At 56.8% G+C, this 19,124-nt stretch carries 15 protein-coding genes; 12 read left to right on the forward strand and 3 right to left on the reverse strand.

Features of this window, described 5'->3' with window-relative positions:
* Window positions 1-21: 21 nt before the first annotated feature.
* On the forward strand, window positions 22-450 hold the full coding sequence (locus tag RCCS2_RS11050) for a GlcG/HbpS family heme-binding protein (protein WP_008234191.1): 429 nt from the start codon (window positions 22-24) through the stop codon (window positions 448-450).
* A gap of 126 nt (window positions 451-576) precedes the next feature.
* Window positions 577-1,344: a gamma-glutamyl-gamma-aminobutyrate hydrolase family protein gene (locus RCCS2_RS11055; RefSeq protein WP_008234193.1), complete on the forward strand. Its 768-nt coding sequence runs from the start codon at window positions 577-579 to the stop codon at window positions 1,342-1,344.
* Window positions 1,345-1,354: 10 nt separating this feature from the next.
* Here RCCS2_RS11055 and RCCS2_RS11060 read toward each other — a convergent pair whose 3' ends face one another.
* Window positions 1,355-2,515, reverse strand: a complete 1,161-nt coding sequence (locus RCCS2_RS11060; RefSeq protein ID WP_008234195.1) for an FAD-binding domain-containing protein — start codon at window positions 2,513-2,515, stop codon at window positions 1,355-1,357.
* A gap of 105 nt (window positions 2,516-2,620) precedes the next feature.
* Between RCCS2_RS11060 and RCCS2_RS11065 the strand changes: the two genes are divergently transcribed.
* Entirely contained in the window at window positions 2,621-4,069 is a 1,449-nt protein-coding gene (locus RCCS2_RS11065; protein ID WP_037294055.1) for a TrkH family potassium uptake protein, read from the forward strand.
* Between the two features lie 38 nt (window positions 4,070-4,107).
* Window positions 4,108-5,667 carry a 5-guanidino-2-oxopentanoate decarboxylase gene (locus RCCS2_RS11070; RefSeq protein WP_008234199.1) on the forward strand — a complete coding sequence of 520 codons (1,560 nt, stop codon included), beginning with the start codon at window positions 4,108-4,110 and terminating at the stop codon, window positions 5,665-5,667.
* On the opposite strand, the gene RCCS2_RS11075 is transcribed toward RCCS2_RS11070, so the two are convergent.
* A complete protein-coding gene (locus RCCS2_RS11075; protein WP_008234201.1) occupies window positions 5,654-7,390 on the reverse strand; it encodes a serine protease in 1,737 nt (578 codons plus the stop codon). The genes RCCS2_RS11070 and RCCS2_RS11075 overlap by 14 nt on opposite strands.
* 176 nt (window positions 7,391-7,566) lie before the next feature.
* Between RCCS2_RS11075 and RCCS2_RS11080 the strand changes: the two genes are divergently transcribed.
* From RCCS2_RS11080 to glmM, 8 genes are all read left to right on the forward strand, one after another.
* Window positions 7,567-8,487, forward strand: a complete 921-nt coding sequence (locus RCCS2_RS11080; RefSeq protein WP_008234202.1) for a glycine--tRNA ligase subunit alpha — start codon at window positions 7,567-7,569, stop codon at window positions 8,485-8,487.
* Complete coding sequence (locus RCCS2_RS11085) at window positions 8,487-9,008, forward strand: DUF6446 family protein (RefSeq protein WP_008234204.1); 522 nt, start codon at window positions 8,487-8,489, stop codon at window positions 9,006-9,008. Before RCCS2_RS11080 ends, RCCS2_RS11085 begins: the two co-directional genes overlap by 1 nt.
* Window positions 9,009-11,285, forward strand: a complete 2,277-nt coding sequence (glyS, locus tag RCCS2_RS11090; RefSeq protein WP_008234205.1) for a glycine--tRNA ligase subunit beta — start codon at window positions 9,009-9,011, stop codon at window positions 11,283-11,285. It begins immediately after the preceding gene.
* A gap of 78 nt (window positions 11,286-11,363) precedes the next feature.
* The gene (locus tag RCCS2_RS11095) at window positions 11,364-13,919 is read left to right on the forward strand and encodes a putative PEP-binding protein (RefSeq protein ID WP_008234207.1); all 2,556 of its coding nucleotides are present in this window, start codon (window positions 11,364-11,366) and stop codon (window positions 13,917-13,919) included.
* 199 nt (window positions 13,920-14,118) lie between these two features.
* Window positions 14,119-14,778 carry a cell wall hydrolase gene (locus RCCS2_RS11100; protein WP_008234210.1) on the forward strand — a complete coding sequence of 220 codons (660 nt, stop codon included), beginning with the start codon at window positions 14,119-14,121 and terminating at the stop codon, window positions 14,776-14,778.
* A 96-nt stretch (window positions 14,779-14,874) separates the two neighbouring features.
* The gene (locus tag RCCS2_RS11105) at window positions 14,875-15,795 is read left to right on the forward strand and encodes a dihydroneopterin aldolase (protein ID WP_008234212.1); all 921 of its coding nucleotides are present in this window, start codon (window positions 14,875-14,877) and stop codon (window positions 15,793-15,795) included.
* Window positions 15,792-16,805, forward strand: coding sequence for a dihydropteroate synthase (gene folP / locus RCCS2_RS11110; protein ID WP_008234214.1), 1,014 nt, complete (start codon window positions 15,792-15,794; stop codon window positions 16,803-16,805). The genes RCCS2_RS11105 and folP overlap by 4 nt, the downstream gene beginning before the upstream one ends.
* Window positions 16,802-18,145, forward strand: coding sequence for a phosphoglucosamine mutase (gene glmM, locus RCCS2_RS11115; protein WP_037294056.1), 1,344 nt, complete (start codon window positions 16,802-16,804; stop codon window positions 18,143-18,145). The genes folP and glmM overlap by 4 nt, the downstream gene beginning before the upstream one ends.
* Here glmM and RCCS2_RS11120 read toward each other — a convergent pair.
* The gene (locus tag RCCS2_RS11120) at window positions 18,142-19,041 is read right to left on the reverse strand and encodes a DMT family transporter (protein WP_008234217.1); all 900 of its coding nucleotides are present in this window, start codon (window positions 19,039-19,041) and stop codon (window positions 18,142-18,144) included. The genes glmM and RCCS2_RS11120 overlap by 4 nt on opposite strands.
* Window positions 19,042-19,124: the final 83 nt, after the last annotated feature.

Here is a 19,124-nt window from a genome sequence, read left to right on the forward strand (position 1 = left end):
CGTCCGAAGGGAGAGACACGCATGGCTGAAATCTCAGCAAACAAAGCCCGCACGATTATTCGCAAGACATTGGCGAAAGGCGATGAGATGGGGTTCAAGCCCCTGTCAGTGGTGATTTTGGATGCCGGCGGGCACGTGAAGGCGTTTGAGCGATCAGACGGCGCCGCACCGGGCCGCTTTGCCATTGCACATGGCAAGGCCTATGGGTCAATCATGCTGGGCATGGCCGGTACAGCGCAGATGGCGCGAGCCGAAAGCCAAGCCTATTTTATGGCGGCTGTTAACGGCGTCTACGGTGGTCAGGTTGTCCCTGTGCCGGGTGGCGTCTTGGTTCATGACAAGCGCGGCAATGTGATCGGGGCGGTTGGTGTGACAGGCGATACATCCGAAAATGATGTGATTGCAGCCATAGCCGGGATCGAGGCCGCTGGTTTGACGGGCGAATCCTGACGAAAAAGCGCATATGCCGGTCAAAAACGGGCATGTGCGCCTTGGTTGGCACGGTTGCGCGCCACACTGCCTTTAAAACATCCATTTTGGGCGCTAGGTAAGGTGAAACCGTAAAAAGGATCACTGATGGCACGCCCTGTTGTTGGCATTATTTCAAATTCTCATCTGATCAACGAGGAATACCTGGTGCAAGGTGCTGGCGCGATGAACGTAAATGCGCTTTCCAATGTTTCTGATGTTGCGCCATTGATCATTCCCTCGGACCCGGACGTGCATCGGGTTGAAGAACTGATGACCCACTGCGATGGTTTTTTCTTCCCCGGCGGTCGTCCCAATGTGCATCCCGAAGAATACGGCGAAGAAGAAACCGAAGCGCACGGCACGTTCGAACGTAATCGCGACCGTATAACCTTGCCGTTGATCCGTGCCTGTGTGGCCCGTGGGCAGCCGGTGATGGGTGTCTGCCTTGGGTTTCAGGAAATGAATGTCGCGATGGGTGGCACGCTTTACCCCGAAATTCGCGATTTGCCGGGGCGTGATAACCACCGCATGCCCCCAGATGGGACGTTGGAAGAAAAATTTGAATTGCGCCACGAAGTGACACTGACCGAAGGCGGCCCATTTCACCGCCTGTTTGGCAGTGATAAAGTGATGACCAACACGCTGCATGGGCAAGGCATCAAACAACCCGGTCCACGGATTGTTATTGACGGCCACGCGCCTGATGGCACGCCAGAGGCGATTTATGTGAAAGATGCGCCAGGTTTCACCCTGTCAGTCCAATGGCACCCTGAATGGAACGCCGAAGCGGACCCTGTATCGCGCCCCTTGTTCGAAGGTTTCGGCGAAGCATGCCGCAACTGGGCCGCGCGTGGTTTGCGCAAAACCGGATAACGTTCCGGGCCTATACCGCGTGGTTTTGCACCTGTCCCAGCAGTTTCGGTATCTTGTCCTTGAACCGAAAGAACCCGTGAGTCGCATGCGGCCAAGCGGACATATCGTAGGGGCGGATGATTTGTGCAAGCGGCGCGCCTTGCAACGCATCGCGTGTCGGACCGGCCGGCAGATACGATGTAACAACCTGCTCTAGATCATGCGATTGCATCCATGTGTTCAAGGCGTCGGGCGCGCATTCTGTCATTGGCCCTAACTGTTCTTCAAAGCGGGCGGCACAATCTGACAGCGCGCTTGTCACAAAACCCGAAACTGGATCGCTGACGGCCAGTGGGCTGCGCGCTGGGGTGGTTTGGACAATCGCGGTGGCGCTGGGCTTTACCTGATCAAGCAGCCAGCCGGGCGACAGATCATCTTCGGTGATCAACAGACCCGTCCGCAGGTTTGGGTCAATCGTGTCAGTGATAGGCAAAGGCCCGCGCGCAGGGTGTGGGGCACCGTCCAGCGGGGCAGCAAATGTGGCCAAACCCGTTGGATGGAACCGCCCTTCGGTGTATTTTGTAATGTTGTCCGGCCGGGCCAGATAGGTTTTGCCGATGGTCTGAAGCCCACCGACCCAGCGCCATGACAGCGTGTTTGACGCAGCATCGCCATCCAGCAAATGCCGCATGAAAAAATCAGCCCCCAAGGTCCATGGCAGGCGCAGCGTGAAAATCCAGATTGACGCAAACCACATGCGGGCATGATTATGCAGATAGCCAGTGTCGGCCAGTTGCTTGGCCCAATGGTCAAAGCAGTCAATGCCGGTGTCACCTTTGCAAGCCGCCTCCCATTCTTGTCGCAAACCGCTTTCGGTCTGGACCCGGTTCAGCGCGGCCTGCAAGTCTGACCTATACATCGCCCAGACACTGGGCCGCATTTCCAACCAGCCTTTCCAATAGGTCCGCCAATAAACCTCTTGGATAAACTTCTCTGCCGTTTGCGGGCTGTGGCGGGCAAGGGTGGCTTTCAGCACATCCTCTTCGGTGATGATCCGGTGGCGAATATAGGGCGACAGGGCAGATACATGCGCCAGATTGTCATAGTTGCGCTTGCTGGCATAGTCGCGCCCAGCATGCGGGACAAAGGCGGCGAGCCGTTCAAGGCCGGCGGTATAGGTAGGTTCAAACATAAGGGTTGAGCTAATTCAGCGACACGGGCTTTCAAGCGACAGTTCGGTCCAATTCTGGACGCGCTGTTCTTGACACTGGCGGATGGTCAAGACAACGCTGACACCATGATAGATTTACGCCCAGTGGGATATGTGATCGGTCTGCTTGTGGCGTCGCTTGGGATTACCATGCTCGGCCCGTTGGCGGCTGATTTGCTTGCGGGCAATGACCATTGGTTTGTTTTCTTTGAAAGCGCCGTGATCACTATTGTCACCGGCGGTTTGATTGCATTGGCATCGTCAAACGGGGTGACGAAGGGGCTGTCGCTGCGGCAAACATTCTTGCTGACCTCGTTGGTGTGGCTTACCTTGCCGGTCTTTGGCGCCATCCCCTTTGTTTTGGGCGCCACCGAAGCCAATTTCACTGACGCATTTTTTGAGGCGATGTCAGGCCTGACCACAACAGGTGCGACGGCCATTGACGGTCTGGAGGAGCTGCCAGACGGTCTAAAGCTGTGGCGCGGTGTGCTACAGTGGTTGGGTGGCGTCGGTATTATTGTTGTGGCCATGGTGTTTTTGCCCGAGCTGCGTGTCGGTGGCATGCAGATTTTCCGCTCGGAAGGGTTTGATACCAGTGGCAAAATCCTGCCTCGTGCAGGTGAAATCGCGACCAGTATTTCCTTCATCTATGTGGGCCTGACTATTGCTTGCATTGTCGCCTATTCCGCAACGGGGATGGGGGGGTTTGATGCAATCGTGCATGCCATGACCACTGTGTCTACTGGTGGTATGGCCAATTACGACGCGTCATTTGCGGCCTTTGGGGCAGGGGTGCATTATGTTGCGGTCGTATTCATGATCCTTGCTGCATTGCCGTTCGTGCGCTTCGTGCAGTTGATGGCGGGCACTGCACAGCCGCTATTCAAGGATGGCCAAATCAAAGCGTTCTTAATGATCGTGACCTTTTGTGTTTTGCTGATGACCTCTTGGCTTTGGGGGCGTGGCGGGGCCATGACCGAATATGGGTTTCGTGAAGCACTTTTTAATGTCACGTCAATTATGACCGGCACCGGATATGCAAATGCAAACTACATGGCATGGGGCACGTTTCCGGTTGTCCTGTTTTTTCTGATCGGCTTGATTGGGGGCTGTGCGGGGTCGACATCCTGCTCGGTCAAGGTTTTTCGTTACCAATTGGTCTTTGCCGCTATCAAAAGCCAGATCAGGCAAATCCATTCGCCCCATGGCGTGTTTACCCCGCGCTATGACGGGCGACCGATCAGTGAGGATGTCCTGAACTCGGTCATTGCGTTTCTGGTCGCGTTTATTCTGTCGTTGGGTGTCACTGCGGTTTTACTTGGTCTGACGGGGCTGGATTTTATCACCTCTGTTTCCGGTGCCGCGGCTGCTATTGCAAATATTGGTCCGGGTCTGGGCCTGGAAATTGGGCCTGCTGGGAATTACGCCAATATCAACGATACGGCCAAATGGATCTTGGCGATTGCGATGTTCGTGGGCCGTTTGGAAATCATGGTGGTCCTGACGATCCTATCGGTCAAATTCTGGAGAAACTGACGATGACGACCCGACCCCTTGGTGCCCAAATCTCGCACATGCTGAAAGATCGCGGGGTGGATGTGATTTTCGGCATCCCCGGCGTGCATAACCAAGAGATGTATCGTGGTATCGAAGAGGCCGGGATCATCCATGTGCTGGCGCGCCACGAACAGGGGGCCGGGTTTATGGCCGACGGCTATGCCCGCGCGACGGGGAAACCGGGGGTGGCTTACGTGATTTCGGGGCCGGGGCTGTGCAATATCATGACACCGATGGGGCAGGCCTATTCGGACAGCGTGCCGATGCTGGTGATATCGTCGGTATTGGACGAGACAGAGGCCAAGCGCGGACAGTTGCACCAGATGAAGGATCAGGAAGGGGCAGCGGCGGCTGTTTGTGACTGGTCGGTGACGGCGCGAACGGCTGAGGCAAGTTATCAGTTGATTGATCGGGCCTTGATGCAGATGGAAACAGGCGTCCCATCGCCAAAGCATATCCAAGTACCCATTGCGCAGTTGGAAGCACGCGCAGACGCAGCCGCATCACGCCCGGTTGATTGGCCGGTATGCCCAGAACCTGCGCCCTTGCACTGCACCACATTGACAGAGCAACTGAATGCAGCAAAGCGGCCCTTGTTCATCTTCGGTGGTGGCGCATCGCGCAATGTGTCCCGCTGGCTGCCGCATTTTTTGCGGATGAATGCGGCATCCTTCACAACCTATGCAGGGCGCGGGATCATTCCCGACGACAGTCCGTTGCACTTCGGTGCGACCCTCGCGCGGGCAGGCAGCGCTGATGTGATTGCGTCCGCTGACTTGGTCGTCGCAGTTGGCACGAGGTTGAGTGAGGTTGATCTTTGGCGCGATCATCTCGGGCACAAAGCGCCAATGGTCCGCATCGATCTTGATCACGAAACCCTATCAGACCGGCATCGTCCAGAAACCCGGATACTGGCCGATGCCAGCGCGCATCTGACAGAAAGCTTGACCGCTATTCCTGACGAAAAGCAAACAACCTGGACTACGAAAGAAGTGGCCGAGGCGCGTGCGCGCTGGCATATGGAAATCAATACAGAACGCCCCGGTATTTTGCCTGTCGCCGATGCCCTGAAAGAAGCCGCGCCTGCGAACACCATGTTCTACTCCGACATGACCCAATTCGCCTATGCCGCGAAAGAGGTCTACCCGATGGACCGCCCCGGTCATTGGCATCATCCTTACGGCTTTGGCACCTTGGGTTATGCGCTGCCCGCGGCCATTGGCGGCAAAATCGGGGTGGGTGACCAACCTGTCATCGCCATCCTTGGTGATTATGGTTTCCAATACACCGTGCAGGAACTTGCCGTGGCGGTTGAGATGGAACTGACTTTGCCCATCATCATCTGGGACAACGGCAAACTGGGCGAGATTGAGGACAGCATGGTCCGCGCCCAGATCGCGCCGAATGCTGTCATTCAACGCAATCCGGATTTCCTGAAATTGGCCGAGGCTTATGGGGCTGCCGCTGCTGAGCCCACCGATCTGGACCAGTTCAAGTCAGCCATTCAGACGGCCTTGCAGACCAAAGGCCCGACCGTCATTCGCATCAAATCCGATATCGCGCTTACCAACAGCTAACCAAGACTGCGACGTCAGCGGCTTTGCGTGACAGCGCCACCTGCGAAATTGCGGGGCCTGCACTCGTTTGTGCCGCGACGATGCCTTGTTCTTGCAACAAAGACGCAATCTGTGCCGCATCAAGCGAGAATTGCACATCGCCCGGCAGCGCTTGGTTTGATGCGCCTTGTTGGGGCAACAGCATGCCAAGGACCGCGCCACTGGCGTCCAGAACAGGGCCACCAGCATTGCTGGCTTGGGCAAGCAGCGAAAGACGTTTCAGACGGTCATCACCTTGCAGATCGCGAATATCCTCCAGCGTGCCGAAGGTCAGCGTCGGGGACGTCAGCACACCGTTGAACGGATAACCCGCGACTGCAACGCGGTCTTTCAAACGCGGAGTGTCTGATTGAAAGGTTGCCACGTCGATGGGTGTCAGCGGCGAAATAGGGCGCAATATGGCCACACCCAGATCAAGGTTCGTTTCGATGACCTCTGCATTGGTTGCACGATCAAATGTGATACGGCTACAGCCGTCAACCGCCTCTGGCGTGGTCACAACAATGCCGTCGCCAGTAACATAAAAGCCAGAGCGGGACAGCTTGGGTTGCCGCACAGCCAGCCCCGCAACCATATCAATCGCCTGATCATCACTTGGTGGGATCAGATTGGGGTCAAGCGTGCCGTCCAGACGTTCAAAGCTGGATTGCATCACGTCCAGAATACGGGCGCGCCGCCGATTGTCGCCTGCCGGCCAAACAAGAACAAACCCTTTGATTTCGCCATCCTGCAAAGACGCAGTAGCAAAAGAGTGGCGTTCATCATCAGCGCCTTCGATAAAAAAACTGTTGCCGCGCAACTGGCGCGGGCCTTCGGGTGGCATCAGATCAAGCACTTGCAGCACTTCAAAAAGGCCGGTCAGACGTCCGGCATCGCCCGGTTGGGACATCATCAGGACTTGCGCGTCTGGAACAGAACCCTGACCGTCAAACTTTGCAAAGGGCGGTTGGTATCCGGAAAACGCGACCGCTGCGGTGGGAATTTGCATTTGAATACCGGCGTCAGCATCGCGCACCATCTGCATATCTAAGTCAATCAAAACAGCGTTGAATTGCAGCAAAAGCTGTTCACGCTGGCGCGCTGTTAAAACTCCTGTAGGATCTTGTGCATAGGCCACTTGCCACGCTTCCATCGCGCGCCGTGTGCCGCGCCCAAACGCGCCATCGATCGCCGCATCATAAAAACCGGCCCATTGCAGCGCTTTTTGCAACTCTTCTCGTTCGGTTCGCAGCAAAGCCGCCTCAGAGGCCCGGGCCTCGCGTAATGTCTCAAACGGGGCAGTTAAGGGTGCTTGTGGCAATGCGCTCAGCTCTGGCACTGGGGTGTTGTCGATCTCTGGCGCGTTGCGCGGGGTGGCTGTCCCGCCACCAATTGGCCAAAATTGCTGCTCAAAACGGCGACCATTCTGCAAATAGCTGTCTGAAGGAATCTGCCGGTCGCGCAGCAGTTCGCGCAATTCTTGCCTTGCAACGGTTTCAGTGTAAGGCCCCAGAACGATACCATAAAAACCGCGCCCCAGATAATACCCCTGCACGTCATCAAAACGACGGGCATAAACGCGGGCACGTTCAGTCGCTTCGCTTAAGGTTGGATGTGCCTCGATCTGCACCCAAAAACGATCTTGGGCGTGGGCCTGCGTGACAGAGAAACACAAAAGAACGGCAGCAATCAGGGCTCTGAACATCGAAAACCTCGGTAAAAAAGCGTGTGTTGCTGTTTTGTTGGCGGCGTAGACAGTGCAGTGCAAGTCAAACGAATGTGAAACGTAGGGGCATCGCCGAAATAATCGCCACCCGTTGCCCAATTGACCCTGTCCGCCGCGCACCCTATTGAACGGCCAAAGCACTTGAAGGGTTTAAGATGGCGGATAAACCACGCAGTTTTCAGGACATCATCCTGCGGCTCCAGACATATTGGGCCGCCAAGGGCTGTGCGATCCTGCAACCCTATGACATGGAAGTGGGCGCAGGAACGTTCCACCCTGCCACAACCTTGCGCGCGCTGGGCAGCAAGCCTTGGGCAGCGGCCTATGTGCAGCCGTGTCGGCGACCCACCGATGGGCGCTATGGTGAGAACCCAAACCGATTGCAGCACTATTATCAGTATCAGGTGTTGATGAAGCCATCACCACCCGACATGCAGGACCTTTATCTGGGATCACTGGAAGCCATCGGCGTTGATGCATCCGCCCACGACATCCGTTTTGTCGAAGACGACTGGGAAAGCCCGACCTTGGGCGCTTGGGGGCTAGGCTGGGAGGTCTGGTGCGACGGCATGGAAGTCAGCCAATTCACTTATTTTCAGCAAGTCGGCGGGCATGACTGCAAACCTGTGTCGGGTGAGTTGACCTATGGGTTAGAGCGTTTGGCGATCTACATCTTGGGCGTCGATCACGTGATGGATATGCCCTTTAACGACCCGCAAACGCCGATCCCGCTGACCTATGGTGATATCTTCAAACAGACCGAACAGGAGTATTCGCGCTGGAACTTCGATATCGCGGAAACAGAGGTGCTGTTGCAGCACTTCGTGGATGCTGAGGCCGAATGCCAGCGTATTCTAGACGCGCCCGCAGATGACCCCAAAACAGGGCGCAAAATCATCATGGCGCATCCGGCTTATGATCAATGTATCAAGGCATCGCATGTCTTTAACCTGCTGGACGCGCGCGGTGTGATTTCGGTCACCGAACGGCAAGCCTATATCGGACGCGTGCGCGCGTTGGCGAAAGCCTGCGCCGATGCGTTCGTACAAACCAAAGCGGGTGGGGCAGCGGCCTGATGGCACGGGTGATTATTGTGGCGATGCTTCTCTCAGCGGCGGTTCTTGGTGGTGTCCTTTATTACCAGCAGGTCTATGCCTATTACGATGAGGTGCAGGCGAACGCAGATGCGGTGATGCTGACCTCGGTCAGTACCGGCACAGCGGAACCTGTTGTCGTGCAGAATTTCCAAGGCATTGATGCGATCAGCAGCCCTTTGCGCTATCGCGCCTGCTTTGATGTCTCTCTTAGCCTTGCGACGTTGACTGAAACATTTCTCATCTTGGATAACGCCGAACCACGCGTTGCACCGGGTTGGTTCGATTGCTTTGATGCGGTCCAGATTGGCGCGGACCTGAGAACCGAAGCGGTCGCCTTTATGGGGGTCGAGAATATCGAATACGGCATTGACCGGGTCGTCGCCGTCTACCCAGATGGGCGCGGCTATGCATGGCACCAAATCAACGCATGCGGCGAGGTTGTTTTTGATGGCAACCGCCCTCCCGAAGACTGCCCACCCCTTCCTGAAAGCACACAGTAAATGCCTGATCTTCTGATTGAACTTTTCTCCGAAGAAATCCCTGCGCGGATGCAAACCCGTGCCGCGGATGATCTGCGCAAGCTGGTCACGGATGGCTTGGTTGAGGCGGGATTGACTTACGCCGGTGCGGCCGCGTTTTCGACGCCGCGCCGTTTAGCGCTGTCGGTTGAGGGGCTGACGGCAGAAAGCAAAGCGGTACGCGAAGAACGCAAGGGGCCAAAGGTTGGGGCACCTGACAAGGCCATTGAAGGGTTCTTGCGAGGGGCAGGCGTGGCGCGCGAAGACCTTGAAGTGCGCGACGACAAAAATGGGCAGGTCTATTTCGCCGTGATCGAAAAACCGGGGCGGATGGCGGCGGATATCATCGCTGAAGTGCTGGAAAAAACCGTGCGGAACTTCCCGTGGCCCAAGTCGATGCGCTGGGGCAACGGCAACCTGAAATGGGTGCGCCCACTGCATGCGATCCTATGCATCCTCAGCGATGAAGCCGGGACAGAGGTTGTGCCGCTAGAGGTGGATGGCATCAAATCGGGGAATACGACGCAGGGGCACCGTTTTCTTGCACCAGATGCATTTACTGTCGCAAATTTCGATGATTACGAGGCGAAGCTCAAGCGTGCCAATGTCGTGCTGCGCGCTGACGAGCGGGCCGAGGCGATCTGGGCCGAGGCCACAACCCAGGCCTTTGCGCTGGGTCTGGACGTGGTCGAAGACCGCGGGTTGCTGGCTGAAGTGGCCGGGCTGGTCGAATGGCCTGTCGTGCTGCTGGGGCAGATTGACGACGCCTTTCTAGGGCTGCCGCCCGAAGTGCTGCAAACCTCGATGAAAGAGCATCAGAAATTCTTCTCCGTGCGCAACCCCAAGACGGAGCGGATTGAGCGTTTCGTGACCGTTGCCAACATGGAGACCGCCGATAATGGCACGACCATTCTAGCAGGCAACCAAAAGGTGCTGTCAGCGCGTCTGGCGGATGCTAAGTTCTTTTGGGAAAACGATTTGCGCGTGGCCAAAGCGGGCATGCAGCCGTGGCTGGATAGCCTTGCGAATGTCACCTTCCACAACAAATTGGGCAGCCAGAAAGACCGGATTGAACGGATTGCCGCCTTGGCACGCGAGATTGCGCCAAGTGTGGGGGCTGATCCTGATCTGGCCGCGCAGGCGGCAAAGGTCGCCAAGGCCGATCTGTCGTCCGAAATGGTCTATGAATTCCCCGAATTGCAGGGGCTGATGGGACGGTATTATGCGGCTGAGGCGGGCTTGGATGCGCAGGTCGCGGCGGCCTGCGAAGAACACTACTCCCCGCTGGGGCCATCGGACGATGTGCCGACAGCGCCTGTGTCGGTTGCCGTCGCGCTGGCTGATAAGATCGACACGCTGACCGGGTTCTGGGCGATTGACGAGAAGCCGACCGGGAGTAAGGACCCATTTGCGCTGCGGAGAGCAGCGTTGGGGGTCATTCGGTTGGTTTTGGAGAATGGTCATCGCTGCGTAATTGGGGATCTTGTTGTAACCGCCTATCAAGAACATGCGTTAGCGTGGGCAAAGCAGTACCGATTGAGACGATATCTTGATCCTCAAAATGAGAAGGGCGTTACCGATTTCTTTGAGGGAGTCGACGGTGAAGATCGGTTTCTTGGAAAAGATGCAGTCAATGCAGCCTTAGCTCACGAGAAAGTTCTCATTACTGATCCAACAACACAGCACTCCTCAAGTCCTGTCTATGACTTGGCTCATCCAACCTTAAATCTGAGTCGTGACCTCCTCTCCTTCTTCCACGACCGCCTCAAAGTCTTCCTCAAAGACAAAGGCATCCGCCACGATATAATCGACGCCTGTATCGCGATGCCGGGTAACGACGACCTCACCCTGCTGGTCAAACGGGCCGAGGCGCTGGCCGCGACCCTTGCCACCGACGACGGTGAAAACCTGATCCAAGGCTTTAAGCGCGCCAACAACATCCTGACCCAGGCCGAAGAAAAGGATGGGGTGGAATATTCCTACGGTGCCGACATCAAATTCGCGGAAGACGAAGCTGAAAAGGCCCTTTTCGCAGCCCTTGATGCTGCGGATGCAAAGATCGCGCCAGCCATGAAAGCCGAAGATTTCAGCACCGCGATGACCGCTATGGCAGCACTTCGCGCACCGATTGATGCATTTTTCACCGATGTGCAGGTCAACGCCGAGAGTGAGATTCTACGCCGCAACAGGCTTAACCTGCTGTCCCGGATCAGAAATATCTGCCTCAGCGTGGCGGATCTGACCAAAATCGAAGGCTAGACATAAAAACTGTAAACTTAGGTATACAGATCGCTGTCTCGTCTTCTATGCTGCACTTGAACAATAATCGGTGCCGCAGTGCAGCAACAGACGACATATGGGCCATTGACGCTGATCACACCCACCGCCGCCATGAAGGCATCGGTGCATGGTGGGCGTGCGAAGTGCTTGCAGCGTTTGGTGCGTCTGGATCTGCCAGTGCCTTTGACTGTTGCCCTGTCGTTTGACGCCGTCCACGAAGCGGCGATTGGCAATCTGCCTGATATGCAAGCGCTCTTGGCACCTTTCGGTGATGCCCCGCTTTTGTCAGTGCGCCCCTCTAGCCAGGACCCCGATTGGGGTGGGCCAAGTGCAATTCTGAACGTGGGCATGAATGATGCGCGTCTGGCCGAACTGACCCAGCGGATCGGGGCTGAGGCGGCAACCAAGCTTTATCTGCGGTTCGTTCAGTCCTACGCAATCCACGTGGCCCGTCTGGACCCGGATGAGTTTTACCTGCCCGATGTTGCCGACGCCGCCAGCCTTAAGACGATGCTGGATACGTTCGAATTGGAAACGGATGAAACCTTTCCCCAAAACCCTGCCGTGCAATTGGCCGAGGTGCTGCGGTCCATGGCCCGCGCATGGGATGGCACAACGGCCCGCTTGCTGCGGCAGGCGAAAGGCGCGCCTGCGAACGCCGGGCTTGGCCTTGTGGTGCAGGCGATGGCTTTGGGTGCCGGGCAGGGCGAATGTGGGCAAGGTGTGATCCAGTTTGTCGACACTGCAACAGGTCAGCCCAAGGTTGTGGGCCGTTACCTGAGTGAAAGCAAAGGCCAAGGCGCTGAAGTGTCGCCCGATACTGAAGGTGCGATATATCTGACGCGCGACCCGCGTGGCCCCGCGCTTGAAGACATCTGCCCGGACCAATACGCGCAATTGGTATCCTACGGTGATATCTGCCGCCGTCGCTTGCGCGAAGAAATGGAAGTGAAATTCACCCTGCAAGACGGTGGTGTCCAGATTTTGGATGCCGTGCGGGTACAGCGGACCTCGCGTGCATCCGTCAAAATCGCGGTGGCTTTGGCCGAAGATGGCGTGATCCCGCGCGAAGAAGCCGTGATGCGGGTCAAACCGTCTGCCCTGTCAGAACTATTGCACAGACAGGTTGATCCGGATGCGGCCCGCGATGTGATCGTAGGTGGTATCGCCGCCAGCCCCGGTGCTGCATCCGGCCGGATCGTGTTAACCGCGCATGAGGCACAAGCCAGTGCCGCACGCGGTGAACCTTGTGTGCTGGTCCGGCGTGAAACCACACCAGAAGACATTCGCGGCATGCATGCTGCCAGCGCTGTCCTGACCATGCGCGGTGGTGTCACAAGCCACGCCGCCGTGATCGGGCGCGGCATTGGTTTGCCGTGTGTCGTTGGCGCGTCGGATCTGACGATTGATCGCAAGAATGCCCAGATCGTCGGCGTTGATGGCCGCAAGTTCAAAGCCGGTGACATGATTACGGTTGATGGCAGCACTGGTCAGGTTTTGGCAGGCCAGCCCCCCATGCTGGAAGCCGCCCTTGATAGTGCGTTTCAGACGTTGCTTGAATGGGCCGACGAATTCCGTGATATCGGCGTGCGCGCCAATGCAGATACCCCTGCGGATGCCCAGACAGCGCAGAATTTTGCCGCCGAAGGGATCGGTCTTTGTCGCACAGAGCATATGTTCTTTGATGGCGACCGTTTGGGCGTGATGCGCGAGATGATTTTTGCCGAAGAAAGCAAAGACCGAAGCGCTGTTCTGGATCGCCTACTGCCAATGCAACGCGCCGATTTTCAAGCGCTGTTCGAGATTATGGCAGGCAAAACGGTTTGCGTGCGCCTTTTTGACCCACCCTTGCATGAATTCCTGCCATCCGACAAAGCAGGTATGCGTGACTTGGCAGAGCAAGTCGCGTTGCCATTGCCAGAGGTGATCGAACGGGTCGATGCGTTGGCAGAATACAACCCCATGCTTGGCATGCGGGGTGTCCGCCTTGGTATCGCGATACCGGAAATTTATGACATGCAGGCCCGGGCCATTTTTGAAGCGATGGTCGCGGTCGGCCAGAAGGGTATCTCGATCAACGTAGAGATTATGATCCCGTTGGTCAGTGCCATGCGCGAGGTTGAATTGCAAAAGGCCCGTATCGGTGGTGTCGCGAATGCCGTGCAGGCCAAGCATAAATACGGGGTGGATTACCGCCTTGGCGTCATGGTCGAAACGCCGCGCGCGGCCTTGCGCGCGCAGGATATCGCTGAACATGCGGAGTTTCTGTCTTTTGGCACGAATGACCTGACCCAGATGACCTATGGTTTGTCGCGCGATGATGCAGGTCGCTTTATGTCGTCCTATGTGCAGCAGGGCGTCTATGCCGAAGATCCGTTCCATACCCTTGATCTTGAAGGTGTTGGCGAATTGATTTCGCTGGGCGCGGCGCGCGGGCGCCTGGGCCGCCCGGACGTTGTGTTGTCGCTTTGCGGGGAACATGGCGGCGATCGGTCTGCTATTGCGTTCTGTCGTGCGCAACAGTTCGATTATATCTCGTGTTCACCGTTCCGCGTGCCTGTTGCGCGACTCACTGCCGCGCAGCTGGCATTGGCCGACCGGGTGTCACTCTGACGCAATACCAGATGTTGTGGCATATATGCCGCAGGATTCCGCATTTTGGGAAATAGTCCTGCCGCTCAAGCCAAGTGTGTTGCGCCATTCAGAACAGTTCAGGCCGAGGGGTAGACCTTTTGGCAGGTTTCCCTTAAGGACAGCCGCGCTAGCGCGGAGCAATCCCGCGTCATTTCCTGGGTGGGAAAAAATGACTGTTATGAAGGCAATTTATGCCGCTATTTTTGCGGCAACTTTTTGTATTGCGGCAACCTCGGCTGCCGCTGATGAACTTTTGGCGAACCGTTTGGGTGCCATTTTGGGCCAGGAACGTGACGCATTGTCGGCCGTGCCGGAAAGCCGCGCGAATACGCTGACCAGCTTGCCACCGGCGCAAGAAAGCGACGTGGTGACGCGCAGCGGTATTGTTTACAATCGTGATTTTCTATCGGCGCTGCCTGTGGCCGATGGCGGCGAAAACTGGCAGTGCCTGGCCGAAGCGCTTTACTTCGAAGCGCGTGGCGAAAGCGTACGTGGTATGTTTGCTGTTGGTGAGGTGATCCTGAACCGCGTTGATAGCAATGCTTACCCTGACACCTTGTGCGCCGTGATCAACCAAGGCACAGGGCGCAAGTATGCTTGCCAGTTCACATACACCTGCGATGGCAGACCAGAGACAATCGGCGAACCACGCTCTTGGGAACGTGTTGGCAAAGTGGCCCGCATCCTGATTGACGGTGCGCCGCGCGCTTTGACAGGTGGTGCCACGCATTATCACACGAAAGCCGTGAACCCATCTTGGGCGCAGCGCTATCCGCGCGTTGCCGAGATTGGTTTTCACTACTTTTACCGCCAACCAGTGCGCACCGCGTCAAACTAAGGTCGCATGAACAAGGGCAGGTGTCGTCACTGACGCTTGCCGGTTTTGAATACCCCTTGTATCTCACGAGGGGTATTTTTTTGTGATGGATGCCCCATGACCGATGACATTCGCCTTGCCTTTGCCCACCCAAGCGAACGGGCAGAGGCCAGCAGCCAAACACCCTGCGACCGGATATCCCTGCGCGACTACATCGTTGAGGTCGAAATCGGCGCATTCCAACAAGAGCGCGGTACGTTGCAGCGGGTCCGCTTTAACGTGGTGGTTGAGGTGTTACCGCTAAGCGGGCCCATCGACGATGATGTGGACCGCATTTTATCATACGACAAAGTGACCGAAGCCATCAGCGTTGAGTTGGAGGCAGAGCGCATCAACTTGCTTGAAACCCTTGCCGGGCGCGTGGCCGAGCGTATCCTGCTTGAGCCACAAGCCGAGCGCGTTTTTGTGCGGATTGAAAAACTTGATCGTGGACCGTTTTCCTTGGGGGTTGAAATTGTCCGTTCGCGTGATGGTGTCAGCCTCGCCGGACAAGAACATATTGAGGCACCGCATCCGCGTATAGTCTATCTGTCGAATGCGGCAATCCAGAGCGCGCATTTAAAGGATTGGATTGATCAACTGGCGCAAATGGATGCGCCTTTGATCATCTGTGTCGGTGCCCCTGATGTGGCAGCCCCGAAAGCCGGCAATGCATTGGCGCAACGCCGGATTGACCTTCTGGCGATTGAACAAAACGCTTGGGCACTGGCCGCCCGCAATCGGCGTTGCATGGTGGTGGGCACACGCACCGAACTGGATTGGGCGATGAAGAACGACCAGATTTGCATCTGGGCCCCTTCGAAAATCGTTTTGGATGCGGTTGATGGCCCTTCGGCCAGCCCGCGCGATGCTGTGGCATTGGTTGCATGGTTCGCCAGCGACATGATGGCGAAAGAGCTTTTGGTGATTGGCGATACTGCACCCCAAACTGATGTGTCCGCGCGGGCGATCACCTCAGACACAAAAGACCTGATATGACCTTATATTACCGCCCCATTGCACGCTTTGGCGACGTACCAACGCCGCGCAGCTTTCCCCTTGCTGGCGGCTTGTGCTGGTTTGACACGGTCGTGGCCCACGAACGTGGTGGTGGTATGCAGCCTGTGCCAGCTGGTGAGGTGCCCGCTGATATATTGGACAATATCGTCCGTGCACGTGCGCCAATAGCCGGGATGGTGATGACCGGCCCACGCCTGATGGGTATCTTGAATGTGACCCCGGACAGCTTTTCCGATGGCGGACAATTTAACGCGCCAGAACGCGCATTGGAACACGCCATTGCCATGCGGTCTGACGGGGCAGAGATTATTGATGTCGGTGGTGAAAGCACGCGCCCAGGTGCGGCTGAAGTACAAACCAAAGACGAAATTGCGCGGACCGCCCCTGTGATTGCAGCAATCCGCGCCCAAAGCGATGTGCCGATTTCGATAGACACCCGCAAAGCTGAGGTAGGACGCGCCGCATTGGCCGCTGGTGCCACGCTGGTGAATGATGTCGCAGCTTTCACCTTTGATCCCGAACTGGCGTCAGTTGCCGCAAAAGCCGGGACGCCCGTTTGCGTGATGCATGCACAAGGTTCCCCACAGACGATGCAGGATGATCCCAGCTATGACGATGTTTTGTTGGACGTTTATGATTTCTTGAGTGACAGGGTCGAAGCGGCTGTGGCGGCCGGTATCCCACACGATCAGATCGTGGTCGATCCCGGCATTGGCTTTGGCAAGACATTGGAACACAACCTGATCCTGTTGCGCGGCATTGCGATTTTTCACGCACTTGGCTGTCCCATTCTGTTGGGTGCCTCACGTAAACGCTTTATCGGCACGATCGGTGGCGGTACGGACGCGCGCGACCGTGTCGGCGGTTCTGTGTCTGTCGCCCTTTTTGCGGCAAGGCAGGGCGTGCAAATCCTGCGGGTTCACGATATATTCGCCACGAAACAAGCTTTAGACTTGGAATGGGCAATCGGCGGGGCAGCAATGACATGACACGCAAATTCTTTGGGACCGACGGTGTGCGCGGCAAAGCGAATACACATCCGATGACAGCTGATATGGCGCTTAAGATCGGTGCGGCGGCTGGACGATACTTTCGTAATGATGGCTCAAACGGGCACCGGGTGGTGATCGGGAAAGATACGCGTCTGTCCGGATATATGTTTGAAAACGCTTTGACGGCGGGTTTGACCAGCACTGGTATGAATGTGCTGCTGTTGGGGCCTGTGCCAACACCCGCGGTGGGTTTGCTGACCACATCCATGCGCGCCGATGTGGGCATCATGATTTCTGCCAGTCACAATCCCCACCATGACAACGGCATCAAGTTCTTTGGCCCGGACGGTTTCAAACTGTCCGATGAGGCAGAGACCGAAATCGAGACGCTGATCGCAAGCGAGATTGAACCCGCGAAAGCACAGAATATTGGCCGGGCCAAACGGATTGACGATGGCCGCTTCCGCTATGCGGAACGTATCAAATCGACATTCCCTGCGGGGATGCGCCTTGATGGGCTAAAGGTCGTCATTGATTGTGCCAATGGGGCGGCATACCGCGTGGCCCCCGAAGTGCTGTGGGAATTGGGCGCGACTGTGATCCCTGTGGGGGTCAGTCCTGATGGTTTCAACATCAACGATGGATGTGGCTCGACCAGCACCGCAGCGGCCTCAAAAGCGATCCTTGAAGAGGGTGCGCATGTGGGTATCTGTCTTGATGGTGACGCTGATCGGGTGATGATCCTTGATGAAAAAGGGCAAGTCGCTGATGGGGATCAGCTGATGGCCCTGATGGCGGGGCGCTGGGCTGACCAAGATCGCTTGAACGGCGGTACTTTGGTTGCGACGGTCATGTCGAACCTGGGGTTAGAGCGTTATCTGGACGGGCGTGGTTTGCATCTTACGCGCACGGCGGTCGGTGACCGCTATGTGGTAGAGGCGATGCGTGCAAACGGATGGAACCTTGGGGGCGAACAGTCCGGTCACATTGTGATGACGGATTTTGCAACTACCGGCGATGGTCTTTTGGCAGGTTTGCAGTTTCTGGCGGCGATGATTGAGACGGGTCAGCCTGCCAGTGCGCTGACCAAAAGCTTTGAAACCGTGCCGCAGATGCTTAAGAACGTGCGCTACGCCGCAGGGCAGGATCCGCTTGGCGCGGAACTGGTTCAGAAATCCATCGCTGATGGCGAAAGCAAATTGGTGGGCAAAGGCCGTTTGCTGATCCGCAAATCCGGCACAGAGCCTTTGATCCGCGTTATGGCAGAATGCGAAGATGATGCGCTTTTGGCGCAAGTCGTTGACGGTATTGTCGCCGAAGTGGAAGCTGCCGTTTAACGCGCAAAAAGCCTTTTAAGATTGCTCCACTGGCTGATGGCCAGACCAAGAAGGATCAGTCCAAGTGCCACGAAAAAGCGCAGTGGCAGCACCTCGCTCAGTACCCATGCGCCAAATATCATCGACCACAGCGGGACTTGATAGTTGACCAAGGTCATGAAAATGGCACCCGCCGACCGGATCGTCGCAACGCGGATCAATGCGGCAAGAGCCGTTGGAATGAACCCCAGCACAATAATAGCAACGGTAGGACGCATGTCGCCCACGCGAGGGACGCCTTCGACAATCAGCATCGCGGGGATCAGCGCAACGGCCCCAACGGTCAGCAAAAGTGCAGCCATTGTGATCGGGTCAATTGGCGGGCAGCGCCGCGTCATGATGCTGGACACTGCATAAGCGATTGACGCACCGATGCAGGCCAATTGGCCCAGCGGTTCCCATCCAGTGCCAAGACGCATTACACCGGGGCCAATCAGAACGGCGGCACCAATGAAGCCCAAGATCACACCCAAAGTATTACGGATACTCATCTTTTCGTCGGTAAAGATATGCGCAAGCGGTAAAACAAATAAGGGCAATGCCGCCATTGAAATGCCGGCGAAGGCCGATGGCACATATTGCTGTCCCCAGCTAAGCAGCGCAAAGGGCAAAGCGGTGTTCAGCAATCCAATCACGATAAGGTAACGGCGCATCGTTGGCGTAAATTCCGGCAAGGGGCGTTTGAGTACGGCCATGAGCCCAAGCAGTGCCGCAGCCCCCAATGTGGTGCGAGCGCAAGCGACGGTCAGCGGCCCGTATCCTTCCAACGCGATGGTAACCACCATGAAGGTCGCCCCCCAGATCAAGCCGAGTGCCGCGATGGACAGCCAATTGGCTGATGTGGGTGCCGACGTCATTCAAGTTTCCTTGCAGGCAAAAGGCCCGGGGCACGCCCCGGGCCTTTGTGAGGTGTAAGGTGGATCATGATCCACCCTACATG

It is taken from the genome of Roseobacter sp. CCS2 (genome assembly GCF_000169435.1).
Lineage (GTDB): Bacteria > Pseudomonadota > Alphaproteobacteria > Rhodobacterales > Rhodobacteraceae > Yoonia.

Excerpts from the sequence above, each read along its gene's own strand:
- RCCS2_RS11080 (WP_008234202.1), top strand. The coding sequence starts at position 7,567 with ATGGCGGATAAACCACGCAGTTTTCAGGACATCATCCTGCGGCTCCAG.
- folP (WP_008234214.1), top strand. The coding sequence starts at position 15,792 with ATGACCTTATATTACCGCCCCATTGCACGCTTTGGCGACGTACCAACG.
- RCCS2_RS11060 (WP_008234195.1), bottom strand. The coding sequence starts at position 2,515 with ATGTTTGAACCTACCTATACCGCCGGCCTTGAACGGCTCGCCGCCTTT.
- RCCS2_RS11105 (WP_008234212.1), top strand. The coding sequence starts at position 14,875 with ATGACCGATGACATTCGCCTTGCCTTTGCCCACCCAAGCGAACGGGCA.
- glmM (WP_037294056.1), top strand. The coding sequence starts at position 16,802 with ATGACACGCAAATTCTTTGGGACCGACGGTGTGCGCGGCAAAGCGAAT.
- RCCS2_RS11065 (WP_037294055.1), top strand. The coding sequence starts at position 2,621 with ATGATAGATTTACGCCCAGTGGGATATGTGATCGGTCTGCTTGTGGCG.
- RCCS2_RS11100 (WP_008234210.1), top strand. The coding sequence starts at position 14,119 with ATGAAGGCAATTTATGCCGCTATTTTTGCGGCAACTTTTTGTATTGCG.
- RCCS2_RS11055 (WP_008234193.1), top strand. The coding sequence starts at position 577 with ATGGCACGCCCTGTTGTTGGCATTATTTCAAATTCTCATCTGATCAAC.
- RCCS2_RS11050 (WP_008234191.1), top strand. The coding sequence starts at position 22 with ATGGCTGAAATCTCAGCAAACAAAGCCCGCACGATTATTCGCAAGACA.
- RCCS2_RS11075 (WP_008234201.1), bottom strand. The coding sequence starts at position 7,390 with ATGTTCAGAGCCCTGATTGCTGCCGTTCTTTTGTGTTTCTCTGTCACG.
- RCCS2_RS11070 (WP_008234199.1), top strand. The coding sequence starts at position 4,108 with ATGCTGAAAGATCGCGGGGTGGATGTGATTTTCGGCATCCCCGGCGTG.
- RCCS2_RS11120 (WP_008234217.1), bottom strand. The coding sequence starts at position 19,041 with ATGACGTCGGCACCCACATCAGCCAATTGGCTGTCCATCGCGGCACTC.
- glyS (WP_008234205.1), top strand. The coding sequence starts at position 9,009 with ATGCCTGATCTTCTGATTGAACTTTTCTCCGAAGAAATCCCTGCGCGG.
- RCCS2_RS11085 (WP_008234204.1), top strand. The coding sequence starts at position 8,487 with ATGGCACGGGTGATTATTGTGGCGATGCTTCTCTCAGCGGCGGTTCTT.